Source organism: Methylobacterium gnaphalii (genome assembly GCF_007992215.1).
Taxonomy (GTDB): Bacteria; Pseudomonadota; Alphaproteobacteria; order Rhizobiales; family Beijerinckiaceae; genus Methylobacterium; species Methylobacterium gnaphalii.
Genome location: NZ_BJZV01000030.1, coordinates 11,708 through 34,216 on the forward strand (window position 1 = coordinate 11,708; position 22,509 = coordinate 34,216).

Below are 22,509 nucleotides of genomic sequence, written 5' to 3' on the forward strand. Positions count from 1 at the left end.
ACGCCCTGAGCGGAACCGGCATTGTTCATGGCACCGACTGTGCCGGGTGACGCAGGCTGATTGCCGCCCGCCAGGTTCGTCGCCGCCGGATCTTCCTTGCCTTCGCCTGTAGACGCCTGTTGCCCAATGCCTTGATTGCTCCGGCGTTGTTCATCGCGCCGACCGTGCCCGGCGATGCCGGCTGCTACCCTCTCGCTGTGTTCTTGTTGGACTGGTCCGTCGCCGAACTCTTCTGTTCGGACGCTGCGTCCTGGGGAGCATTACCTTTCGCTGCGCCGATATTGCAGGGAGCCGCAACACCAAGCGACGCGGACATGAGCAGCGCGACTGCGCTCGCAGCGAATGCAGATTTCATGGAATTCCTCCGCTTTTTTGTTGGCCGGAGGGTATTGGGCGGAGATGGTAGGAGTTCCCGGCAAACCGAAACGCGAGACAAAAGTAAAACCTTCGCGGCGAACCGGGCGGGCACATCTCGGCGAGGCAGAGCCTAACTAAGCCACGTAGGCGATCAGCGAAGTGACGTAGGTGCCTGCGGTAGTTACCGCCTCAGCGCTCGAAGCATCCACCTCGTCACAGATATCGTAGACGTCGAACGTCGCGTTGTTGCTGCAACGGCTCACATGACCGTAGCCATGACGGGCCATTCCCAGGTCGCTGTAGATCCGACACGCGGCGTCGACGGGCGAAGCGGCTTCGACAGCGCGCCCAACGACGTCGCCAGTGAGTGCGTCGATGATGACACAAAGGGCAATGGGTTCCCATGGTTGCCGGTTTGGAGATCGCAATTACCTCGAGAAGCGCGGTGGCGCGAGACGAAGAAAACCCCCTAGGCGAACCGGACGGGTTACGTCAGACAGACGGGGCAGGCTCTGAGGTCGAGCGTTTCATTCGGAAGGAACGTGCCCGAGCCTGATGATTCTGGGTTGTGGACTGCGGTCGCCTCTCGCCGACACACAGCAGGCGCCTCGTTGATGTATCCGGCATTTAGCGGCGGTGGATGTTTCCCGGATGAGAACAGCGCCCTCAGATATCGATCCTGGCGCCGATCTCAACGGCCCTGTCGACAGGAATGCGGAAGTAGCGCGACGCATCGGTCGCCGCCCGCGCCATGGCGATGTAGAGACGGTCCTGCCAGACGGGCATGCCTGTCTCCGGTGAAGCCACCAGGACCCGTCGCGTCAGGAAGTAGGACAGCCCTGCCGCGTCGAAGCCCGCGCCGGCGAGCGCGCGGGGCAAGTCGGGCAGGTCCATGAACCCAAAACGCACCGTCACGCAGGTGAAGACGTCTGACAGCGGTTTCACCGTGACCTGTTCTGCCTGCCGAACACGCGGCATGTCGTCGGTGACCACGTGCAGGATGACGTTTCGGGCGTGCAGCACGTGGTTGTGCTTTACGTTGTGCATCAAGGCTCCGGGCGTGTCGCCGGGCGAGCCCGTCAGGAACAGGGCGGTCCCCGGCGCTCGCAGGAGCGAGCCGGCCTCGGCCATCCGCTCGAAGTCGGGCAGCGGCACGCGCTGCCGGTGGATCTCCTCGGCGACGAGGGCCGAGCCGCGCCGCCATGTCCACATCGCCATCACCAGGGCGGCACCGATGGTCAAGGGCACCCAGCCGCCGTGGAGCAGCTTGAGGGCATTGGCCGAGAGGAACACCAACTCGATGAGCAGGAAAGGCGCGATGACGAGTGCAGCGACGGCCACCGGCCACCGCCAGAACCGCCAAGCCACAACGAAGACGAGGCTTGCGGTGATGACCATGTCGCCGGTGACCGCGATGCCGTACGCCGCCGCCAACGCGCTCGACGACTTGAACAGCACCGCCAGGAGCACGACGGCGGCCAGCAGCCACCAGTTGACCCTCGGGATGTAGATCTGGCCCTTCTCGGTCTCGGAGGTACGCAGCACTCGCATGCGCGGCAGGAGGCCGAGCTGCATGGCTTGCTGCGTGATTGAGAAGGTACCAGTGATAACCGCCTGGCTGGCGATAACCGTCGCCACGGTCGCCAGCAGTACCATCGGCAGCAGCGCCCAGGACGGATAGAGCAGGAAGAAGGGGTTCTCAATGCGCTCGGGGTGGGCGAGTAGCATGGCGCCCTGACCCAGGTAGTTCAGGGCGAGCGCCGGCAACACGAGGCCGAACCAGGCTGTGCGGATTGGCGAACGGCCGAAGTGGCCCATGTCGGCGTAGAGCGCCTCGGCCCCGGTCACTGCCAGGAACACGGCGCCGAGTGCGAGCAGGCCGGCTGTGCCGTGGCTCAACAGGAAGCCGATACCGTGGGCCGGGTTGAGGGCCGCCAGGATGCTCAAGTCCTCGACGAGGTGGCTGAGGCCGCCCAGCGCCATGACGCTGAACCAGAAGGCCGTGATCGGCCCGAAGAAGAACGCCACCCGCGCCGTGCCGTGGCTCTGGACCGCGAACAGCCCGACCAAAATAGCGAGGCTGACGGGCAGGACGTAGGGCTCGAGGGCGGGTGTGACGAGCTTCAGCCCCTCGACGGCGGACAGCACCGAGATGGCAGGCGTGATGATGGCGTCGCCGTAGAACAGGGCGACGCCCACCATGCCGAGGGCGATGACGAAGCCGCCGGAATGGCCAAGCGCACGTTGGGCCAGGGCTACCAGGGAGGGGGTGCCGCCCTCGCCGCCGTTGTCGGCACGCATGACGATGAGCACGTACTTGAGCGTGACGATGAGGATGAGCGCCCAGAGGATCAGCGAGACGACGCCGAACACCATGTCGCGTGTTGGCGCGTGTCCGCCGCCGGCAGCGGCGTGCAGCGATTCCTTCAGCGCATAGAGCGGGCTGGTTCCGATGTCGCCGTAGACCACGCCGACGGAGCCGAGAGTCAGCGCCCAGAAACCCGTCTTCGAGCCGTGCTCCGCTGCGGCAGGCAGAGGCGCCTGCGTGGGGGGGAGCTCAGTCGCGGTACTGGACGGCATGGGCACTCTTCTCCGGGCGGTCCGACGTCACCCACGAAGGGCCGTCCTCAACGGCCAAGGAGCCGGTAACGTTCGACGGCGTTGAGCGTTGCCGGTCCGGTGAGCCTTACTCCGTCAGCCCAGGAACCCGAGCATGGACTTCGACGCAATCCGACAGTGGGCGCTAGACTTCATCGAGGCTCATAAGGCCTGGACGCCGCTGATAGCGGGAGTACTCGCCTTCTGCGAGTCCGTGGCCTTCCTGTCCTTCCTTGTCCCCGCCACCGTCATCCTGCTGGCACTCGGCCCTATGATCGCGGCCGCCGATGTCCCGTTCTGGCCGGTGGTGCTCTGCGCGGCGCTCGGTGCGGCGCTGGGCGACTGGATCTCCTACGAGTTCGGCCACTATTTCAAGGACGACGCCAAGCGGATGTGGCCGATGCGGCGCTACCCCACAGCGGTGGCGCGCGCCGAGGCCTTCTGCGGTCGCTGGGGTGCGGGCGCGGTGGCGCTCGGGCGCTTCTTCGGACCGATCCGGGCCGTCATCCCCCTGGTGGCGGGCTTCTTCGGCGTGCGCCGCCTGCCTTTCCAGGCCGCGAATGTTGCCTCGGCGTTGGCCTGGGCGTTCATCCTGATCGCGCCCGGTGCGGGCCTGATGTCCTGGTACCGCGGCTAAGACGGGCGCGAACTCCGACCGCATCAACGAGACCGCGATCGTAGACGTGAGAGAGCGTGGGGCGATCGCCTACATCGTGGCGGCGTTCGCGGACTAAGCCACCTCCTCCAGCGCCCAGATCGGCACGCCCCGCAGCTTGCCGGCACGTCCCAATAGAAGGTCAGATCCCCGAAGCGGATGCACTTTGGCTCAGCAGCGGTTGCCTTGCGCCCGCTGATCAGCAGGGCGCCGCAGCAATCAATGCGAAGCGTCCCGTCTTTAAGATGAACGGCGAGGAGCTGCGCCGCCGTCCAGGTGAGCGGCCCCGACGACCAGAGCCCTGACTGCCCGGGCGGTCGGGGCTTTTCGCCGCTTAAGCGAAGTCAGGCTGCCCGCACAGTGGCGAGGAAGCGTATAACCTCAGCATTGAGATGCTCAGACTGGCGCGACAGCTCCGAGGCCGAGGTCAGCACCTGGGAGGCGGCCGCGCCCGCTTCCTCGGAGGCGCCCGCCACGCCCGCGATGTTGCTCGTCACCTCGGACGTGCCAACGGCGGCCTGCGTTACGTTGCGCACGATCTCCTGCGTTGCCGCGCCCTGCTCCTCCACCGCCGCCGCGATTGTGGTGGCCACCGCGTTGATCTCCCGGATGCGGCCCGCGATTGAGGCGATCGCCGCCACCGTCTGGCCGGTGGCGCTCTGGATCTGCGTGATCTGGCCGGAAATTTCCTCCGTTGCTTTGGCGGTTTGGGAGGCGAGCTCCTTGACCTCGCTAGCGACCACCGCGAAGCCCCGCCCCGCCTCGCCGGCGCGCGCCGCCTCTATGGTTGCGTTGAGCGCCAGTAGGTTGGTCTGGCCTGCGATCGACGAGATCAGGGTGACCACGTCTCCGATCCTGGCGACCGCAGTGCTGAGCTCCTGTACCAGGGCTGCACTCTGGTCCGCCTCGCTCACTGCGACCTGTGCCATACCGGCCGAGGCGCTGACTTGGCGGCCGATCTCCTCCACCGAGGCCCCGAGCTCTTCCGCTGCAGCGGCTACCGTTGTGACGTTTGAGGCTGCCTCCTCAGCCGCCGCCGCTACCGTTGTCGACTGGTTCGCCGTCTCGGCCGCAGTGGCCGACATGGCGCCAGCGGTGGCCTGCAGCTCCGTAGCCGAGGCCGAGACCAGACCCACGATGCCGCCCACCGCCCGCTCGAACCCATCGGCGAGCTCGATCATCGTGTGGCGGCGCTCGCTCGCGGCCGCCGCGTCGGCGATGCGCTTGATCTCAGCTTGCTCAGCGGCTTTCTGCGCCACCATCGCCTTGATGCCCTCGACGGCCCTGCCGATCTGCCCGATCTCATCCCCGCGCTGGGCCTCGGCGATGTCGGCGTCGATCGCGCCCCGCGCTATCCGCTGCAGCGCCGACGCCAGCCGGCCCATCGGACGGATCACGCCCGTCACGACGATCAGGCCGAGGAGGCCGAAGGCAACCAAAAGTCCAACGGTGGCGACACTCGTGAGCGTCAGCGAAGCGGTCTCAGCGACCTCACGGGCATGGTCCTTAGCAGCTTCGAGGTTACGCAAGCTTGATTCGACGCGTTTTTCGATCGCTTCCTGCGCTTTGAGGCGGGCCGGGCGGACTTCCATCTCCGAGATCCTGGCGGCCTGCTCATTCTGGTTCTTCAGGCCGAGCGCGACGGAGCGCTCACCGAGGGCGAAGAAGGATGTGAGCACCTCTTTGACGCCCTCGTTGGTTGACCGTCGCACCTCGTCGTCTGCGAGTGCGATGAGGCGATCGACAGAGGTGAAGGCTTTCTGTCTAGCCTTCTGGAAGGTCGCATTCTGCGCGGCGAGAACCGCGTCCTCGGTCTCGATGATGATGTTCTTTTCGGCAATGACAGCTTCGTCCACGGCAAGCGCCATCTGAAGCCCAAGAATTGCCCGAGCAGCATTTACATCGACGACCTGCTGGGTGTTGTTCTCCAGCACTGCGATCTTGTCACGCGCAAGCATGACGATCGCGCCGGCCACTATCGCAACGAGAAAAGCCGGAAACGCAAGTTTTCCAAGCAGCCGCAGATTGTTGAACCAAGCCATCAGATATGTACCGCAGGGGCGTGAGAATATCGCCCACCTTCTCTAGGCTGACGAATGACGGTAATGATCTCATCACCGCTTTAACAGAGTCTTATCTATAAGTTCGCATAAACGGTGCTGTTAAGAAGAAAGTCGCCATGAGGTGCAAGCACCGCCTGCGGCATCGGCGCGGCGACCGTGTTGTCATCAATTGCGAGAAGTTTCGAGCACCGCTCGCATGGCATTGGAAAGGTGATTTGCAATCTATTGTTTATCAGCTGCCAGGTTTTGATTACCTCTCGTCCCGCGACGACTAAGCCGCTCCGAAAAAACCCGCCGCGACGAACCGGGCGGGCGGTGTGGTCTCGTTGATTTTGGGGTCAACACAAGATCTGTCGCAAGCTTGTGAATGGCGGTCAATCCGGATCGCCCCTCGCCGCGATGCAGGGCGCACTGTTGGTCAAAACCTGACTCTTGTTACCGGTCGCAATGGCTGCTCGCGACTCAACCACGTCGTTTACGTAAGCCGACGCAGTCCCCGAAAGCAGACGTCCGTTTCGGCGAGGTGCTGGCAGCTTCACGCCCGTCTCGGTCGTTCTCGGCAGCCGACCCTCCACTCAGAAGCGGACGTAATGACAGACGGAAGATGTCCAGTTCGAGCTGATATCTTCCGAACCGATTTCACATGCCCGAGCTGAAAAATGGTCGTTTGATGTTCGTCATGAAATAATGAAAATGATCGGCTCAAACGAGGACGAAAAATTATTATGAACAAACATCTTCTGGCAATATCATAAATCGTATCATAACTTAGCCAAATTGTCATAAAAGCGAATTCAATTATGGCAATGATAAATGTATAATACTAAACCTGTTTGCGTCATTATATTATTAAATCGGTAAATATATAATGAATTCCGTCCCTTGATCAACACTGCTTTTCATTTCGATCTCACCATTCAGAGTTGCTGAAACGAGGTTAAAAACAATATGCAGGCCCAATCCGGTGCTTCCTTCGCCTCGCCGAGTAGTGAAGAACGGGTCGAACACCTTAGATAGATTTTCATCGGAAATGCCGTCGCCGTTGTCACTGAAAACGATGCGTAATTTGTCGTCTGCAACACGCGCCGCTGAAAGTTCAAGCTTTCCGGCTCGACCGTCTGCGAAGCCGTGTATAATCGCATTCAGTGCGAGGTTGCTGATGACTTGGGCTAAAGACCCAGGATAGGAATCCAGCATTATCCCCGGCTCGCATGAAATCGAGACTTCATGACCTTTCCTGCGCAGTAGAGGGCCCAGGGTACTCATCAGTTCCTGCAACCAACTCTGCAGCTCGAAAGTCCGCCGCGCTTCGTTTGTCTGGTCGATCGCCACCTGCTTGAAGTTCTGCACGAGATCGGCCGCGCGCGTCAGATTGGAAAACAGTAGGCGCGTTCCTTCTTCGAGATGCCCGATGATCTGTGTGAGATCCGATCGGCGGATTTGGCCCGTTTTGACGATCCGTGCAAAATGCTTGATATCCGCTTCAAGCGCCGTCGACGTGGTAAGCGCGAGACCGATCGGCGTGTTCACCTCGTGTGCGACGCCTGCAACCAGCTGCCCGAGCGAGGCTAGCTTCTCGGCTTGTACGAGATGGGTCTGAGCATTCGTGAGGTCGGTTAGCGCGGCCTCGGACCGTTCCTTCTCGCGCTGAAGTGCTCGCGTCGTTTGGAATTGGTGGCGCGCTCGAATCTCACGCGCACCGACGGCATAAAGGGCCAGAGCGTACGACATGCCGATCTCGAAATTATTTACGAAGTGTAGGCCGGCACGATCGTCCACGGACATGGACTGGCAGACGGCGAAGCAGATCCAAGTCGATACGCAAAATGCCAATAGTGACAGGACGCGCAGCGGCAGCAGAGTCGAGACGAACAGGATGACGATAATGGTTCCCGCGGCGGCGTGGTTGAAGCCTGAGACAAGCAACAGATAGATGAACGAGAGGACGCAGCCCGGAATAATGCAGTAGGCGAGATAGATGATCTCTGCATGAGTCTGTGCCCGCACATTGGACAGCACGGCGGTCAGCGGAAGCAACGCTACCGTGGTCACCGTGAGCCGGATGGCAAACGTCGTAGTCCAATGTGTCGGATCGAGAATCCAGTCCCAGACGCCGAAGGCGCAATAAACAAAGGCCCCAAGCACCATCGCGCCCTGGGTCCGGCCCAGATCGTCGAGAGTGAACTGCCTCACGAACCGGCGTTCGTCGTAGGCATCTTCGAAGCGCAGCCCGAGCTTGATCAAAGTTCTTCGCATCATAATCGATGAGATGTCACGGCCCTAGCGTACTTCGAAAAACTGGCAGTCGCGGATGGCTTTCGCCGTTCGCAGAAATCGCACGCGGCCAGAGACCAGAGCAACCGTGGCGTCGGGGATGCCATCGACCGTGCGGAACTGATCCTCGCGACGCTGCCCGAGAAACATTTCTCGCAACAACGGCGAAATGCAGCGCTTCTAGAAGCCTCCCCAGCAACATCAACAAGATCGCTCGAGGGGAAGACAATGCTCGAACTTCTGGTTCGCCTGTTCGTAGCCGGTGGCCTGATGGTGGGATCGGCTCAGTTCCAGTCTCTCGTCAATCCGCAGCCGGCATTTCTAGACATGCCGCGCGATGTTGATGGGGCCCGTTCCCGGCCGACCCTCGGCGTGGACGCCGCAAATGCCTACCTAGCGTGATGCAACGTCATGGTAGCCTTCGTCATCGTCGCGAATTTCCTGCTAGCCTGCGCGCTGCCCATCGCTGTGTTCTCTCTCGAATCCGGTGAGGCGGAACAAGTACGCCGGAGTGGGACTTGCATCGACTGTTGAGCGTGGCACTTAGCAGGTGATGGCTGTTCGGTCATCTGGTAAGTCAGGACTATCGGCCCTCCGCGCCGCTATCTGTTCAGTCTCGACGGAAAACGGGTTTGCCCTGGGGGTCTACGCAACAGGCGAGAGTTATGAGCGCTTCGTGGCTGTCGCGGACGCTCATCTTCGCCGGGCTCGTCGCCTGCCTGGGGTCGCACGCCCAGATTGCTGCCGCGGCGGATTCTGTTGCCCCTCTCGCGAAGGACACGTCTTCGCATCCGCGGGGTCAACTTTCGCCAGACCTCTCCGCTGCCCTGGACGCTTGCAGGACCTACGTCGTGACCCAGGCGGACGAGTTCGTGCGGCGGACGCGGGCGTTCGTCGATGCGGTAAAGACTGGACGCCTAGCCGAGGCCAAGTCACTCTATGCCTACGCCCGCCAGCCCTACGAGCGCATTGAACCGGTGGCCGCGCTGTTCGGCGACATTGTCAAACGCATGGATGTACGGGCCGACGAATTCGAACTGCGTGAGCGCGACCCCGCCTTCATCGGCTTTCACCGTTTGGAGATGAGCCTGTTTGCGGAAGGGACCACGGCGGGCCTTGCCGAGATCGCCGAGCGGTTGGCCAGCGACAGCACGGAACTGCAGCAGCGGATCCTCGCGACGCCGATCTCGCCCACAAGGATGGTCGGAGGAGCATCCGCGCTGATCGAGAGCATCGCGGCCACCAAGATCAGCGGTGAAGAGGAGCGCTACAGCCGCACGGACTTGTGGGATTTCCAAGGCAACATCGAGGGCTCGAAGGCGATCTTCGTGCTGCTGAGGCCCCTCCTGGAACAGGATCAGGAGTTCGTCGCCCGCGTGGATCGCAACTACCGCCGCGTCGAGGACGTGCTCTCCCGCTATCGTGCCGCCGGCGACTTTGCGCCGTACGACCGCCTGACCTCCCGCGACCGGAACGCGCTTAAGGGGCCGATCACTCTGTTGGCCGAAGATCTCTCTACCCTGCGCGCACGGCTGAACTTGGATTGAGATTGCGATGTCTCAAGTCCTTTTTCGGCGCGAGATATCGTCACGCTGTCGCCCTGGAGCCTTTTTTTCTCGGTGATGGTGACGAGTGTTTCGACTTCTTCGACAGATTTGCCCCATGACCAACCGCTCTCGCCACCTACCAGGCCAGATCAAGCTGTCACGCCGCCATGTCCTCGGAGTACTCGGCGCGACGAGCTTCGCCGGCTACGCCGGGGCGGACGACAGAACGCCGAGCGCGGGCAGCGACGGGACGCTTGAGGCGCAGCCGTTCTTCGGCCTGCATCAGTCAGGCATCGTCACGGCACAGCCGGCCGCCGCGCTGTATTGCGCCTTCGACGTCCTCGCCGAGCGACCGATCGAACTCGAGCGGCTTCTGCGCATCGTCACCGAACGCCTAGGCTTCCTCACCAAGGGTGGCGAGCCGCCAGCGACGAATCCGCAATTGCCCCCGCGCGGCTCCGGCATTCTTGGGCCGGTGGTCTTTCCCGACAATCTCACTGCAACGCTATCGGTCGGCGCGAGTCTGTTCGACTACCGTTTCGGCCTCGCCACGCGGCGTCCCCTCCATCTCGGCGCGATGGAGCGCTTCCAGAACGACGCCCTCGACCCCTCCCGCTGCCACGGCGATCTGATGCTTCAGCTCTGCTCGAACACGGCGGAAACTAACATCCATGCTCTCCGCGACGTCATAAAGAACACCGCCGGCCTCGCTGCGGTGCGCTGGAAGATAGAGGGTTTCCTGCCGCCTCACATCGTTAAGACGATGGGTGCCGACACCGTCCGCAATATGTTGGGCTTCAAAGACGGCACCGCGAACCTCGATGCGCGCAATGCCGCATTGATGGACCGCTACGTCTGGGTCGGCCCCGAGCGGGGCGAGCCGGCCTGGACGGTGGGCGGCTCCTATCAAGTCGTGCGGATCATCCGCACTATGGTCGAGCGCTGGGACCGCACCCCCCTCGCCGAGCAGGAGGCAATCATTGGCCGGCACAAAGGCAGCGGGGCTCCGCTTGGTCAGACACATGACCGAGAGGATCCCGGCTATGAGGCAGACCCGGACGGCCAACGCATCTCGCTTGCTGCCCACATCCGGCTGGCCAATCCACGTCTGCCGGAAACCCGTGACAATCTGATCCTCCGGCGCAGCTACAACTATTCCCAAGGTATCAGCGCCTCGGGCCAGCTCGACATGGGCCTGCTGTTCGTCTGCTACCAAGCCGATCTGGTCGCAGGCTTCGTTACGGTTCAGAACCGGCTCTCAGGTGAGCAGCTTGAGGAATATATCCGGCCGGTCGGCGGAGGTTATTTCTTCGCTCTTCCTGGAATTCCAGATGCCGGCCGGTATCTGGGCCAAAGCCTCCTCGAAGCGGTGTGATGCGAGCAGCGCCGCCGGGCATTCAGAGCAATGCGACCGATTCCTCCGGGAAACGCACTGCGAAGACAGCACCCTGTCCTGGCCCGTCGCTCTCGGCCGTGGCGCGGCCCCCATGAAGTTCCGCGATGCGGCGGACGATCGATAGGCCGAGGCCGGTCGAGCCTTCGCCGGCGGTAGGCTTCGCGGAGAGGCGCTGGAAGCGCCCGAACACGCGGGTCGCATCTTCCGGCGACAGGCCGGGGCCATTGTCGGCTACTGCACAGACTAGCTCCGGACCCTGTGCGGCGCCGGGTCCGCCCGTCTCTCGGGAGACGCGCATCCGGATTTCACCCCCGAGCGCGCTGTATTTGACGGCGTTAGAGACGAGGTTGTCGAGTGCCTCCCGCAGGCGCTCGGTATCACCGCAGAGATAGAGATTGTCCGGCCCCTCGTACACTAGGCTCTGACCCTTTGATCCGGCCAGCGGGCGGTTGGCGTCGCAGACCTCGCGGGCGAGCGCAGCAAGGTCGACCGGCTCGCGGCGTAGAGTGATGTCGTGGGCGTCGTTCATGGCGTCCGCCATGAGGCTGTCGATCATCGCCGTTAGCCGTTTGGTGCTGGTACGGATGTGCTCGACCTGCGCCCGCATCTGCGGTCTCTTCTCAGGCGCCGTGGCATCGATCTCGATGATGTCGGCGAGCATCTCGGCCCGGCCGAGAATGACCGAGAGCGGATTCTTGAGATCGTGGGCGACGGTGCCAAGGATCTCCGTTTTGAAGCTGTTGGCCCTGCGGAGATCCGAGCGCTGCATCGCCAGCCGGCGGTTGGCGCGGATGAGCTCGGCTGTCCGTTCGATGACCCGCTGCTCCAGATCGGTGTTGGCGCGTTGGAGCTTCTCATAGAGGATCACATTGTCGAACGCGATCGACAGACGGCTCGTGAACAGGGCGATTAGGGCGCGATCGGTCTCGGACAGGGCGCGGTCGGCTTCGATGAGCGCGACGATCTCGCTTCCGCTGGACGTATGGACATACAAGGTCGACCAATGATCGCCGAAGGTGTGGCTTCGCTCGGCGAAGGCTTTCTCGACCAGCGGATGGACTTCCTGCCCAAGCGGCCATGCCGGCTGCCGGGAAACGTAGTGGCCGTAGCAGCCCGATCCCGCCAGTACACAGAAGCGCGCCTCCGCCTCCTCGCTCTCACGCAGGACGAGGATGCCGGCGACTGCCACGTTAAGAAGCGAGGCTACCTGCGTCAGGACTCCCTCTGCCAGCCGCTGCATCGACTTGTGATCGAGCAGCATCGGCGCGGCGTCGATGATGATCTCTAGGCCGCGCCGGGTCTCGTCGAGGCGCTTAAGCTGCTGAAATGCGCGCAACGATGCGGTCAGGCTGGTAAATAATTTGTCAGCCGTTAGCTCGGTCTTCGCTTTGTAGTCGTTGATATCGTAATCAACGATGATGCGGCGCTCCGGCGCCTGTCCCGGCTGACCAGTGCGCAGAATAATGCGCGCCGTTTCCTCGCAGAGCTCTCTGCGAATGTAGTCGACGAGCAGGAGACCGGCGTCGTCCGTTTCCATCACCACGTCGAGCATGATAACCGCGACGTCGCGCCGGTCCGCAAGGAGGGCGCGTGCCTCCCGTGCCGAGTACGCCGATAGGATCTCGAGACCTCGTCCGTCGAGCATGAAGTTGGAAAGGGCGTATCTTGTGCCCTCATGCACGGCGGGATCGTCGTCGATGACGGCTACGACCCACGCGCTGCTTGGCGCCGGAACATCTTCGATGTCATCGGCGACGAGTGTGATCAGATCATCGTCCATCGACCGGCCCAATGTGTGTCGCCCCAAAGCACATGTCGCGTACGTCTCCGGAAACCTGCGCGGACGCTCGACACAGGGTGTAGAATCTGATTCTTGAGCAATCATGGTGAAACGGTGTCCCGTCATTGACTACAGGCGTTTCGGCGCGACTCTGACGTCGATAGGACTCCGCCAGCATGCTTGAGACGATCCGCGACTGCGTGTTCCTGTCCACCCGCCGATGACTACGCTTCCTTCAATCATCGTCGTCGACGACGAGGCCGATGCACGCGCCATGGTTGGCGACTACCTGCGCATGCACGGCTTTGCCGTGATGCTGTGCGATGGCGGGCGATCCCTTCGTGCACTTCTTGCGGAGAGCACGCCCGACTTGATCGTCCTCGACCTCAACATGCCCGAGGAGGACGGACTCTCGATCGTGCGCGATCTAAAGGCGCGCACCGCGATCCCGGTCATCATGCTGACGGCGACCGCGAGCGCCATCGATCGCGTGGTCGGGCTCGAACTCGGTGCCGATGATTACCTGCCCAAACCCTGCGAACTCCGCGAATTGGTGGCGCGGGTCCGGTCGGTCCTGCGGCGTTCTGGAAGCGGACCGGCTGCGCCACCAGAGACGAAGCCTGCTGGCGACGGTACGGGACGGCGAATCCGCTTCGGGACCAAATGGCTCGAGCTCGATGCGCTGCGGCTGCGAGACGACGACGGCGCCGAGCAGGTTCTGACCCGCTCAGAGTTCGACCTACTGAAGGCGTTCGTCGACCATCCGAAACGCGCGCTGTCTCGCGAGCGGCTGCTGGACCTCGCAGACGCACGCGACCCGGACGCCTTCGACCGGGCGATCGACGTGCGAATCAATCGCATCCGCAAGAAGATCGAATCCGATCCTGCCAATCCGCGCTTCATCCGCACCGTCCGCGGCCTCGGCTACATCTTCCGTCCAGAGGGCGACTGATACGGGCGGCCGTCGATCCGTTTCACCGACGGAAGAGTTTTAAACCGCGCTTGTCTGGTGAACGACTTGGCGGCCACGGCGGCAAATCCACCGGCATGACAAGTGGTCTGTTGCGTCGACCCACGCAGACGCAACACAAACTCCGACTGAGCACCCCGCGAAGCAATCTTCGCAACATCGGTGGCCCCTAAACCTGCCCGCGACGGACACAGCAGAAACCGGACAGGGGGTCGCCATGAAGGCATCGATCATCGCGGCGAACGCGCTGCTCATCATCGGCATTGCAACGATGCATGGTGTCGATCCCGGGCGTCCCGCCGGGGTCACCACGCGGGAGGCGGTCACGGCCACCATCGGACGTTCGGCCTGCAGCGATGCCGTCTGGCCCTATGTCCCTGCCGAGTGCGGCGCCCACGGAGTCGTACGGCCGGTACGTATTCTGGCCGCTGGGCAGGGACGCTAAACATGGCTGCTTTCCCCGAAGATGCCGAACGCATCCTCGCCGAGCATTCGGAAGACCTCGCCAAGTTGAGCGCGGTCCTGCATGGGCCAGCGGGCGGTTTCCCCCAGCGACCTGTTTGGAGGCGCGAATATCGCTTCACCGGTACCGCCAATGCCGACCGCTTGCCACGGCCACGTCCAGCCGCACCGATCGAGGCTCGCCCCAGGTTATTCACGGATTGACACTTGAAGTCGGGGTTCATCCGACTGTATCGGACTGGGCCCTGACTTGATGCCGCCGCGTTTCCGTTGCACGGCTCGGCCGAAGTCGAGCAATCATGCCCTTCGAGCTGTCTGAAACAGGTGGCGTCCGGTTCGCGTCGAAGCAATCCGTCGGGGCGAGACGCTTGGACCGCGCTCGCATCGACGTTCATTGGGTCGGATTTCGCGAACGCGACGCTTCGGTGGAACGGGGATGCGGGTCGGTCCTAAGATTGCCCTGGTCGGTGGCATCCCCTTCCTGATCGCCGCCGCGATCGCCACGGCGGCCTGGACACTGCTGTCGCAGGAAGAAAAGGCCCGCGGCGGTGCGATCATGGCCAGTGAGGTCTATCACGACCTCGACCTGATCGGCCGCGTGCGCGACCAATATATCGCAGCTCCGGCAGGAGAACGTGGCACATTCGCCGACGAGTTCTCCAACCTGACCCGTCGCGCGGAGGCAGGGTTGGAGCGGTTGCGGCAGTATACCCGCACGACTGAGCAGACGGCTCGCATCGGCACGGCGCGTGAGGCTCTCGCGCGCTACGGCGAACAGATGGACGTCTTCGTCAAGATCACGCGCGCGACGGACGCACGCACGACCGATATGGGTCGGCGCGCCGGCACGTTAATCGATCTCGTCAATCGGGCAAGGCTCCGGCAGCAGGGGTCCAATGCCGATCTCGTGCACTCGCTGACGGAGAAGATCGAGTCGCTGCGCAGGAGCCGGGACATCGTCTCCGGCATTCAAGCAGTGCGGAGCAGCGCCATCGAGGTCGCGTTGGAAAGGGCGCGCGGAGGCGACAGGGCGCAGGCTCAAACGCTGCAGCTCGGACAGTTTCGCGAGGCGAGCCGCGGTTTGGCCGAGGTTCTGCGAACCGAGGGCCGAGGCGGCGATGCCGATGAGCTCGAAGTTCTGTCCAAGGAGATGGAAACGGGCCGAGAGGCTACGGGCAGCAACTACGGTGAGCGGCTCGCCGACTGGACCGAGCGCCTTCTCAAGGTCGACGCCTCGAACCAGCAGACGATTCACGACGAGATGGCTCAACTCCTAACCTATTCAGTGCAGGCCAACGAAGCCGAGCAGGCAACGCAGAACGTGGCGGTCAGTACGCTCAAGCTCGGGCAGCGCACGACCGGTGCCCTCCAGCATCGGAATCCCGACCTCGCCAACGGCATGCTCGGCGAAGGCGACCGTCTTGCCATGGAGGCACGCGCATTGCCCATCTCGCCCCTCATCCAGAGCGAGATGGTGCAGGCCATCGTCGGGTGGCGCGAGCGGTTATCCACAACGATCCTCGGCCTGCGCCGCCAGAACACAATGATCGAGGCCATGGACCGGCTCGCTGGCGAAATGCGTGACAGCGCCCGGTCGCTCAACGACGCCTTCATCGGTGACGCGGAGCGATTGGGCGTATTTCTCCAACGGCTCCTGCTCGCCGGCGCGGCGATCGGTCTGACCGTCGGCGTTCTCCTTGCAGCCCTCGTGGCGCGGTCGATCCTCGTGCCGCTGCGAGCGCTCCAGGACGACATGATGACGCTCGCTGCCGATCCAGCTGGCGCTCCGGTTGCGGGCACCCGACGCCGTGACGAACTCGGCGACATCGCGCGGGCGACTGCGCATTTCGTGTCTGAGATCGCCCGGCGCGAGGCGGCCCTGCGCCGCGCCAAGGACCGCGCCGACTCCGCGCTCGACGACCTGCGCCGAACCCAGGACGACCTTGTGCGCGCGGAGAAGCTCGCCTCGCTCGGTCAGCTCGTGGCCGGCGTCGCGCACGAGATCAACACCCCGTTGGGCATTGCGCTCACCACCGCCACGTCCGTGCGCGACGACACGCGGAGTTTCCGTTCGCAGCTGTTGGGCGGAACCTTGTCAAAGGCGCGCCTCACAGGCTTTCTCGGACGGGTCGAGGAGGGTGTCGGACTGCTCTGCGCCAATCTCGCCCGCGCCGCCGATCTCGTCCATGGTTTCAAACAAGTGGCCGTAGACCGCGTCAGCGACGAACGACGCAGTGTCAACCTCTCCACGTGGCTCGACGACCTGCTCGCGAGCCTGCAGCCCCTTCTGCGGCGGGGCGGCCACCGGATCGAGCGGATCTGTCCTCTCGACCTCAGCGTCGAGACCAATCCAGGCGCCCTGGCGCAGGTCGTGACGAACCTAATCAACAACGCTGTCGTCCACGCGTTTGCAGTGGGCCGGCCCGGCCTGATCCGCGTGGTCGTCGCAAGAACGGACGACAGCATCCTCCTCGATGTCGAGGACAATGGCCGCGGCATCGTTGCCGCTGATCTGGGTCGGATCTTCGACCCGTTCTACACCACCGCGCGAGGTGGCGGCAGCACGGGGCTCGGCATGCATATCGTGCACAACCTCGTCACTGCGACGCTGAAAGGACGCATCGGCGTCGAAAGCGAGCCCGACCGGGGCACTAAGATTCGCATCGAGTTTCCAGCGGGCGTGGTGGGCGAGCCGCCGCATCAGACACGGCTGCGCGCGGATTCGGCCTGAGCTACGATGAGATTGACGATGCGCCTGCACATTCCGGCCTTGACCGCACTGTTCGCGACGGCCCTGCTTGCGGCTTGGCCGGCCTCGGCCCGCACGCTCGTCTTCTGCTCCGAAGGGGCGCCGGAAACACTCGATCCTGCGCTGGCGACGACGACCACGACGATGAACGCGACGTGGCAGATGTTCAATACGCTCGTCGAGTTCGAAGCCGGCACGACGGTGATCCGTCCGGCGCTCGCCGAATCCTGGACGGTCTCCGAGGACGGGCGGACCTATGTCTTCACTCTGCGCGACGACGTGCAGTTTCACAGCAATTCACGCTTCGAACCGAGCCGGGCGCTTGAGGCTGAGGATGTGGTCTTCTCGTTTATTCGGCAGTGGAGGCCGGACCATCCATTTCATCGTGGCGCGCGCTTCGCTTACTTCCACGATCTCGGCCTCGCTGACGCCCTGGAGGGGATCGACAAGCTTGACGCGCGTCGGGTCCGGTTCCGGCTAAAGGCAGCCGACACGACCTTTCTGGCCAATCTGGCCCAGGCCTTCGCCAGTATCGAGTCTGCGGAATATGCCGAACGGCTCGCCTCCGCGAATGCATATGACGAGTTCACGACCGCGCCGATCGGGACGGGGCCGTTCGAATTCGTCGATCACCAGCCGAACATTGCGCTGCGCTATCGTCCGTTCTTGAGTTACTGGCGTCGGCACGAGGCGCGAGCTGGCGTCGATGGCCTGGTTTTCTCGATTACACCGAACGCCGCCGTGCGACTGGCCAAGCTGCGGTCTGGCGAGTGCCACGTCATGGCGTTTCCAGCCACAGCGAATCTCCCGGCGATATCCGGCGACCCGGATCTGGCCGTATTGTCGCGCGCCGAGCTGAACGTCGCCTACCTCGCCTTCAATACGTCCCGGCCGCCGTTCGACGATCCGCGGGTAAGACGGGCCATTAACATGGCCATTGATAAGCAGGTCCTGATCCGGGCGATCTACGGGCCGGACGGCACGACGGCCAAGGGCCCGCTTCCGCCGGATCTCTGGTCCTATGACGGATCGCTGCCAGACGTTCCCTTCAATCGCACGCAGGCGCTGGCGCTGCTTGCCGAGGCCGGTCTGCCGAATGGCTTCGAGACTGAACTCTGGTACCTGCCAGTGAGCCGTCCCTATAATCCGAACGGCCAGCGCATGGCGAGTATGATCCAGGCCGATCTCGCAAGAATCGGCGTGCGTGTGAGGCTGGCGACCCGCGAGTGGGGTGCCTACCGCACGGCCATCTACGAGGGCGTACCGAGCGCGATGCTCTATGGCTGGACGAGCGACAACGGCGACCCCGACAACTTCCTCAACGTGCTGCTCGGCTGCAAGGCTGCGCAACCCGGTGGCGCCAATCTGGCGCGCTGGTGCGACCGCGCCTACGACGATCTTGTTCAGAAAGCGCGCCGTCAGACCGATCGCGACTTGCGGACCGATCTATATCGTCAGGCTCAGGCCATCTTCGCCAGCCAACTGCCCTGGGTGCCGCTCGCTCATAGCATAGTCTACATGGCTACCCGCCGCGAGGTCGTCGGCTTTCAGATGGACCCGCTCGGTCGTCATCTATTCGAGGGCGTTCGCCTACGGGATTGACCATCGGATCCAAGATGCGGCGGCTGGTCCGCGGCAGGCACCAATCCACATTGACAATTGGTCGTCTCGCCGCGCCGCGCCAACGCACTTGCGCTGCCCCTGATCTGCACGGCGTCAATTATCGACGGCGGCGAGATCGATGCGGGCGGCACCCCGTGCGAAAGCATTGATGCTGCGTCTGGAGTGACTGACGATTTCGAGATCTGCGAATTGGCCGGCAAATATCGACCGATTGCGATCGGCAGGATCAGTGACTGCCCTGAAAGCACCTTGCAGCATGGCGGGACGGCTGGACCCATCCCTTGTCCGGACCCGCCATACGATCTTTTGCACCGCTTCGACCTGAAGCGTCGGGTCTGATGCCCTTAGGACCGCCTGGTACGCCTGCCTGACGTCGCCACGCTCGGCGATAAAGGCGCAATCGGCGAACGGACTGCGTCCAAATACAATGCTGAGTTCGGGGCGGGTGACACACGTGAGCGTCCCGACGACCTGTTCAACCGCCTCCGTGCGGTTTGCATGAGCGTAGGACGCTCCGGCGCCAAGTGCGATGCCGAGAATGGCGGGAGCAATAGAGCGCATTGATGATCCCCTGGTTCTGTTCTGAACCGCCTCGGTGCGAAGCGTTGGATTCATCAATGCGTAGGAAGCGTTGCATGCGTATTCCGTCGATTGTTACGTCGCCTTTCGCAGCTACGATATGACTCATCGGCAATGCGAAATTGCTCCGATGAATCAAGAGGCGAGATGTACCGCTATCCCGCGCACGGCGAGGCAGCCCTCGATGACCTTGAGCGCACGGTCAAGCTCGCTGCCGCCTAACTCTGGCTGGCCCTGCGCGATCAACACGTCCGCCTGGCGCAGCTTGGCGACCACATCCTCCGGCTTGTGCCGCTTCGTTCCCATCTGTCCGTCTTCGTCCTGGCTCGCAGGCCATACCTCAGGGCGGACCACTTCAATGGGGCGGACCAGCTGGATTGTTCCGACGGATAAGCATCTTAGCAGACTGAGCCAGGGATAGGGACAGCGCTTCAGAACGAGGCGCCGAACCGGATACGTAGGTTATGCCGGGCGAAGTGGGTCAGGTCGAATGCATGATCCGTGAAATCCGGGTCGCGGTCGTGCCCGAACACCTGCGTGGAGTAGGCCAGCGTCAAAAATCCTTTGTCCTCAACCTGATAATTCAGGACGGGGCCAAGGAACACCGCATGCCCCTCAAATCGGTTCAGGAAGGCACCGTCATAGGCGCGCATGTAGCGGGCCTCCGGACCGAAGAAGAGCTTGTCGGTGATCCTCATCATTAGCGTGCCAGACACGGACAATGTGGACGACCGGTCCACCTCGCCTGAGCCGCGTAGCCGCGCCACGGACGGATCGTATATCAGGTTCACTCCCGCCCAAAGCTTGTCCGGAATGAGCCGCGCATCGGCGATCAGCCGGGTGTCCATGTTGAAGATGTCGGCGCCCTGACCCTCGATCGGCTGCACCCGCTCGTAGAACGGCTCGGCCTGCACGGCGAAGCTGAAGGGGCTGTCGTTGGTGCGCTTCTGAAACTGGTACTTCAGCTCCAACGAGCCGCCGTTGAAGGTGCCGAACGACTTGTCGGGCACACCCGCGACGTTGCGGGCGTCGTGCGTGTCGAAGAACAGGCCCGGCTCGATCGTGAAGTTGTCGGTTGGATCGTACTGATAGCTCAGCAGCGGTTGGAACGTCGTATAGCTCGATCCACCGGGACCGGCCCTGCGCTTGCTGAAGCGGCCGATCGTGTCGAGGATCACCTCCTGCTCCCCCTTCTTGCCAGTATCGGTGCCCTCGGTGAAGCCAAACAGGTTTTCGGTATCGACCTTGTCCTGCTCGCTGCTCTTGTCCTCGGCATACGCGGGCGCGCAGAGACCAACCAGGACGATCGCCGCAATGCGTACGGGCGCTAATTCCAACACGTGCATCAGTTCCCGCCCCGGTTAAGCTTTCGCTTGTCTCCGGTCGCTGGTGGAACGGCTACGTCAAAAGCGCAACACTGGCAGAAATTTAGGCCTGAAGCGGATTATCCGCCCGCACGGCTACCGCTTGGCGTTCGTGGCATCGTGCCTCTTGATGGCCCGCGGCACAACGTAGAAAAGCTCTTCTCACTGGCCCTTGCGCACTTCTCGGCCTCAGCGCCTCCAAGGTCCGCATCGGGACAATGCGTCGAGAAATCGGCTGCACAGAACCGCTTAAGGTCGTCTCGCCCTCCAGACGTGCTTTCCGCCTGCGCAGAGGCCAGCAAGGACAGAGTCTAAACAGCAGCAGGAATGACGCGAAACTTGAACAACTTAACTTCTATAGAGATATGATGTTGCTTTCCCAAAGTAAGGGGCGTCCTCGAATTGGCGCCTCTGTAATGTGAAATTCAAAATCACTCGCTGACGTTGATCTTTTCAGCAATCTTGGAAAGCAGCTGGTCGGTCTGTTTCTCTTCCTGCAGGGTCTCATCGAGTAGCTTGGCGGCATCCTGGTAACCGAGCTGCGTCGCTCAGGTCTTGAGCGTGCCGTAGCGCGCGATTTCGTAGTGCTCGACCGCTTGGGCACAGGCCGCCAGCACGGCATCAGCCGCTGGGCTGTCGCCGAAATCCTCCAGGTCCTCCTCCATCTCGGAGGTCAGGCCCTGCATCGCCTCGCAGGTCTTGGCCCGCGCCGACTTGCCGATGAGTTCGAACACCTGTTGCAGGCGCTCGACCTGCGTTGCGCTTTCCTCGGCGTGAGTTTCGAAAGCCTGCCGCAACTCCTCATGCTCGGCCGCCTTGGCGGACTTTTTAAGGGCGCGCACCGATTGCTTCTCAGCGTAGTAGACGTCCTACAGGGTCCCGTAGAACGCGTCGTTCAGCGACTTCGTCTTCGTTGCCACCGGCAATATCCTCTATGCAGATAGGCGGCGGCTGAAGCGCCGCTGATCAGGCCAGAAACCCCGCAAGGCGAGGTCTGGCTCCAACGGCGGCACGATGGTTGTGGACGGACTTCCGCTGGCTCAGTGCTTTGGTTTGGCGCCGGGAGATTTACTTGAGCGCGCGTCCTTCGCACCCGTGCTGTTCGAGGTGCCGGAAGCGCTGGTGCCGGACGTGGCCGAGCCGCTGGCTTTCGGTCCCGGTGACTGACCGGAGCCGGCGTCATTGGGGCCAGTGCTGTTCGACGTTCAGGAATTGCTGGTACTGGGCGCGCCTACGCCCTCGGCCGCAAAGGCCGCTGAGCCCAGCAGGGTGCTGACAATGGCAATGGGTATCAGCTTCATGGAAGCCATCCTCCCGGTACGACTCGGACAACGGCAGCCTCCCGAACGCAGTTCCGGCTGATCCTGGTTCAGCAGTATCTGGAACCGTCTGGTGGGCTCTGGCGTAGCTGTTTTATGACAGCCTCACGCGCCTTTACCGCCTTTGCAGGCAAGATCTCCAAATGGGCGGGCCATCCGTTAGCATTTGCCTTGGGTATGGCCGTTGTCATCATCTGGGCCGCCTGTGGTCCGGTGTTCGGTTACTCTGAAACCTGGCAGCTGGTCATCAACACAGGCACCACCATCGTGACGTTCCTGATGGTATTCCTCATCCAGAACTCTCAAAACCGGGACGGCGCCGCGATCCAGGCGATGCTCGATGAGCTAATCCGCGCCAGTGCGGCGCAAAATCGCTACATCGGCGTCGAGCATCTGACTGAGGAGGAGCTGGACGAGTTGCGGCGGCGGTGTGAGACACGCGCAAAGGCGGAGCGCCTCGATGATGCGATGGACGCGGCTGATCGCGCTGAAGCTCAGGCCAAAGCGCGTGCAAAGAAAGCTGCGGAACGGGTGAGTGGCCTGTAGGTCGCGGGCTCATAAAGCTCCTAGCCAGACCCGCAGGGCTGCGAGCTTGGCGCTGGCCAGGAAGTTGTCGGGATCCTTGTCGTAGCGCATGGCGATGGCCCGGAAGTGCTTGATCTTGTTGAAGAAGCGCTCGACCAGGTTGCGGTCCTTGTACAGGAACGGGCTGAAGGCCGGCACCCGCTTGCGGTTGGGCATCGGCTTCACATTCGCCCACGCCCCCTGCTCGG

The 22,509-nt window shown here is 62.7% G+C and carries 17 protein-coding genes and 2 pseudogenes; 10 read left to right on the forward strand and 9 right to left on the reverse strand.

The features are described 5' to 3' along the window. Positions 1-1,023: 1,023 nt before the first annotated feature. Positions 1,024-2,937 (reverse strand): potassium transporter Kup, encoded by a 1,914-nt coding sequence (locus tag MGN01_RS19695; protein ID WP_238258210.1) that lies wholly within the window; start codon positions 2,935-2,937, stop codon positions 1,024-1,026. A gap of 133 nt (positions 2,938-3,070) precedes the next feature. On the opposite strand from MGN01_RS19695, the gene MGN01_RS19700 reads away from it, so the two are divergent. After that, positions 3,071-3,592 carry a DedA family protein gene (locus MGN01_RS19700; protein ID WP_147048540.1) on the forward strand — a complete coding sequence of 174 codons (522 nt, stop codon included), beginning with the start codon at positions 3,071-3,073 and terminating at the stop codon, positions 3,590-3,592. 362 nt (positions 3,593-3,954) lie between these two features. On the opposite strand, the gene MGN01_RS19705 is transcribed toward MGN01_RS19700, so the two are convergent. Further along, positions 3,955-5,652 (reverse strand): methyl-accepting chemotaxis protein, encoded by a 1,698-nt coding sequence (locus MGN01_RS19705; protein ID WP_147048541.1) that lies wholly within the window; start codon positions 5,650-5,652, stop codon positions 3,955-3,957. Between the two features lie 870 nt (positions 5,653-6,522). Beyond that, positions 6,523-7,929, reverse strand: coding sequence for a sensor histidine kinase (locus tag MGN01_RS19710; RefSeq protein WP_147048554.1), 1,407 nt, complete (start codon positions 7,927-7,929; stop codon positions 6,523-6,525). 246 nt (positions 7,930-8,175) lie between these two features. Between MGN01_RS19710 and MGN01_RS23730 the strand changes: the two genes are divergently transcribed. The 3 genes from MGN01_RS23730 to efeB all read left to right on the forward strand — a co-directional run bounded on the left by MGN01_RS23730 (position 8,176) and on the right by efeB (position 10,869). Further along, positions 8,176-8,349, forward strand: coding sequence for a hypothetical protein (locus MGN01_RS23730; protein WP_170246078.1), 174 nt, complete (start codon positions 8,176-8,178; stop codon positions 8,347-8,349). Positions 8,350-8,612: 263 nt separating this feature from the next. Continuing rightward, positions 8,613-9,494, forward strand: a complete 882-nt coding sequence (gene efeO, locus MGN01_RS19715; RefSeq protein ID WP_147048542.1) for an iron uptake system protein EfeO — start codon at positions 8,613-8,615, stop codon at positions 9,492-9,494. 115 nt (positions 9,495-9,609) lie between these two features. Next, positions 9,610-10,869 (forward strand): iron uptake transporter deferrochelatase/peroxidase subunit, encoded by a 1,260-nt coding sequence (gene efeB / locus MGN01_RS19720; RefSeq protein WP_147048543.1) that lies wholly within the window; start codon positions 9,610-9,612, stop codon positions 10,867-10,869. Between the two features lie 22 nt (positions 10,870-10,891). Here the strand turns inward: efeB and MGN01_RS19725 are convergent, their stop codons facing one another. Continuing rightward, positions 10,892-12,670 carry an ATP-binding response regulator gene (locus MGN01_RS19725; RefSeq protein ID WP_147048544.1) on the reverse strand — a complete coding sequence of 593 codons (1,779 nt, stop codon included), beginning with the start codon at positions 12,668-12,670 and terminating at the stop codon, positions 10,892-10,894. 220 nt (positions 12,671-12,890) lie between these two features. On the opposite strand from MGN01_RS19725, the gene MGN01_RS19730 reads away from it, so the two are divergent. The 4 genes from MGN01_RS19730 (at position 12,891) to MGN01_RS19745 (ending at position 18,453) form a co-directional block, all read left to right on the forward strand. Then, positions 12,891-13,622 carry a response regulator gene (locus MGN01_RS19730; RefSeq protein WP_147048545.1) on the forward strand — a complete coding sequence of 244 codons (732 nt, stop codon included), beginning with the start codon at positions 12,891-12,893 and terminating at the stop codon, positions 13,620-13,622. Positions 13,623-13,857: 235 nt separating this feature from the next. After that, the gene (locus tag MGN01_RS19735) at positions 13,858-14,085 is read left to right on the forward strand and encodes a hypothetical protein (protein WP_147048546.1); all 228 of its coding nucleotides are present in this window, start codon (positions 13,858-13,860) and stop codon (positions 14,083-14,085) included. 453 nt (positions 14,086-14,538) lie between these two features. Further along, positions 14,539-16,833, forward strand: coding sequence for a sensor histidine kinase (locus tag MGN01_RS19740; protein ID WP_147048547.1), 2,295 nt, complete (start codon positions 14,539-14,541; stop codon positions 16,831-16,833). An 18-nt stretch (positions 16,834-16,851) separates the two neighbouring features. Continuing rightward, positions 16,852-18,453: an ABC transporter substrate-binding protein gene (locus MGN01_RS19745; protein WP_238258212.1), complete on the forward strand. Its 1,602-nt coding sequence runs from the start codon at positions 16,852-16,854 to the stop codon at positions 18,451-18,453. A 114-nt stretch (positions 18,454-18,567) separates the two neighbouring features. Here the strand turns inward: MGN01_RS19745 and MGN01_RS19750 are convergent, their stop codons facing one another. The 4 genes and pseudogenes from MGN01_RS19750 to MGN01_RS19760 all read right to left on the reverse strand — a co-directional run bounded on the left by MGN01_RS19750 (position 18,568) and on the right by MGN01_RS19760 (position 21,337). Continuing rightward, positions 18,568-19,035: a DUF992 domain-containing protein gene (locus MGN01_RS19750; protein WP_170246080.1), complete on the reverse strand. Its 468-nt coding sequence runs from the start codon at positions 19,033-19,035 to the stop codon at positions 18,568-18,570. A 153-nt stretch (positions 19,036-19,188) separates the two neighbouring features. Then, the gene (locus MGN01_RS23740) at positions 19,189-19,359 is read right to left on the reverse strand and encodes a hypothetical protein (RefSeq protein WP_170246076.1); all 171 of its coding nucleotides are present in this window, start codon (positions 19,357-19,359) and stop codon (positions 19,189-19,191) included. 125 nt (positions 19,360-19,484) lie between these two features. After that, the gene (locus MGN01_RS19755) at positions 19,485-20,393 is read right to left on the reverse strand and encodes a DUF6662 family protein (RefSeq protein ID WP_147048550.1); all 909 of its coding nucleotides are present in this window, start codon (positions 20,391-20,393) and stop codon (positions 19,485-19,487) included. Between the two features lie 455 nt (positions 20,394-20,848). Continuing rightward, positions 20,849-21,337, reverse strand: a pseudogene (locus MGN01_RS19760) (YciE/YciF ferroxidase family protein). 94 nt (positions 21,338-21,431) lie between these two features. Here MGN01_RS19760 and MGN01_RS23950 point away from each other — a divergent pair. Continuing rightward, complete coding sequence (locus MGN01_RS23950) at positions 21,432-21,584, forward strand: hypothetical protein (RefSeq protein WP_174804611.1); 153 nt, start codon at positions 21,432-21,434, stop codon at positions 21,582-21,584. Between the two features lie 248 nt (positions 21,585-21,832). Further along, complete coding sequence (locus MGN01_RS19770; protein WP_147048551.1) at positions 21,833-22,282, forward strand: low affinity iron permease family protein; 450 nt, start codon at positions 21,833-21,835, stop codon at positions 22,280-22,282. A gap of 9 nt (positions 22,283-22,291) precedes the next feature. Here the strand turns inward: MGN01_RS19770 and MGN01_RS19775 are convergent. Beyond that, positions 22,292-22,509: pseudogene (locus MGN01_RS19775) on the reverse strand (IS5/IS1182 family transposase); the annotation flags it as partial.

Bases quoted from the DNA above. Each gene is read 5' to 3' on its own strand.
- MGN01_RS19705 (WP_147048541.1), bottom strand. From the start codon at position 5,652: ATGGCTTGGTTCAACAATCTGCGGCTGCTTGGAAAACTTGCGTTTCCG.
- MGN01_RS19740 (WP_147048547.1), top strand. From the start codon at position 14,539: ATGCGGGTCGGTCCTAAGATTGCCCTGGTCGGTGGCATCCCCTTCCTG.
- efeB (WP_147048543.1), top strand. From the start codon at position 9,610: ATGACCAACCGCTCTCGCCACCTACCAGGCCAGATCAAGCTGTCACGC.
- MGN01_RS23730 (WP_170246078.1), top strand. From the start codon at position 8,176: ATGCTCGAACTTCTGGTTCGCCTGTTCGTAGCCGGTGGCCTGATGGTG.
- MGN01_RS19730 (WP_147048545.1), top strand. From the start codon at position 12,891: ATGACTACGCTTCCTTCAATCATCGTCGTCGACGACGAGGCCGATGCA.
- MGN01_RS19725 (WP_147048544.1), bottom strand. From the start codon at position 12,670: ATGGACGATGATCTGATCACACTCGTCGCCGATGACATCGAAGATGTT.
- MGN01_RS19745 (WP_238258212.1), top strand. From the start codon at position 16,852: ATGCGCCTGCACATTCCGGCCTTGACCGCACTGTTCGCGACGGCCCTG.
- MGN01_RS19735 (WP_147048546.1), top strand. From the start codon at position 13,858: ATGAAGGCATCGATCATCGCGGCGAACGCGCTGCTCATCATCGGCATT.
- efeO (WP_147048542.1), top strand. From the start codon at position 8,613: ATGAGCGCTTCGTGGCTGTCGCGGACGCTCATCTTCGCCGGGCTCGTC.
- MGN01_RS19750 (WP_170246080.1), bottom strand. From the start codon at position 19,035: ATGCGCTCTATTGCTCCCGCCATTCTCGGCATCGCACTTGGCGCCGGA.
- MGN01_RS19695 (WP_238258210.1), bottom strand. From the start codon at position 2,937: ATGCCGTCCAGTACCGCGACTGAGCTCCCCCCCACGCAGGCGCCTCTG.
- MGN01_RS19700 (WP_147048540.1), top strand. From the start codon at position 3,071: ATGGACTTCGACGCAATCCGACAGTGGGCGCTAGACTTCATCGAGGCT.
- MGN01_RS19710 (WP_147048554.1), bottom strand. From the start codon at position 7,929: ATGCGAAGAACTTTGATCAAGCTCGGGCTGCGCTTCGAAGATGCCTAC.
- MGN01_RS23950 (WP_174804611.1), top strand. From the start codon at position 21,432: ATGGTTGTGGACGGACTTCCGCTGGCTCAGTGCTTTGGTTTGGCGCCG.
- MGN01_RS23740 (WP_170246076.1), bottom strand. From the start codon at position 19,359: ATGGGAACGAAGCGGCACAAGCCGGAGGATGTGGTCGCCAAGCTGCGC.
- MGN01_RS19770 (WP_147048551.1), top strand. From the start codon at position 21,833: ATGACAGCCTCACGCGCCTTTACCGCCTTTGCAGGCAAGATCTCCAAA.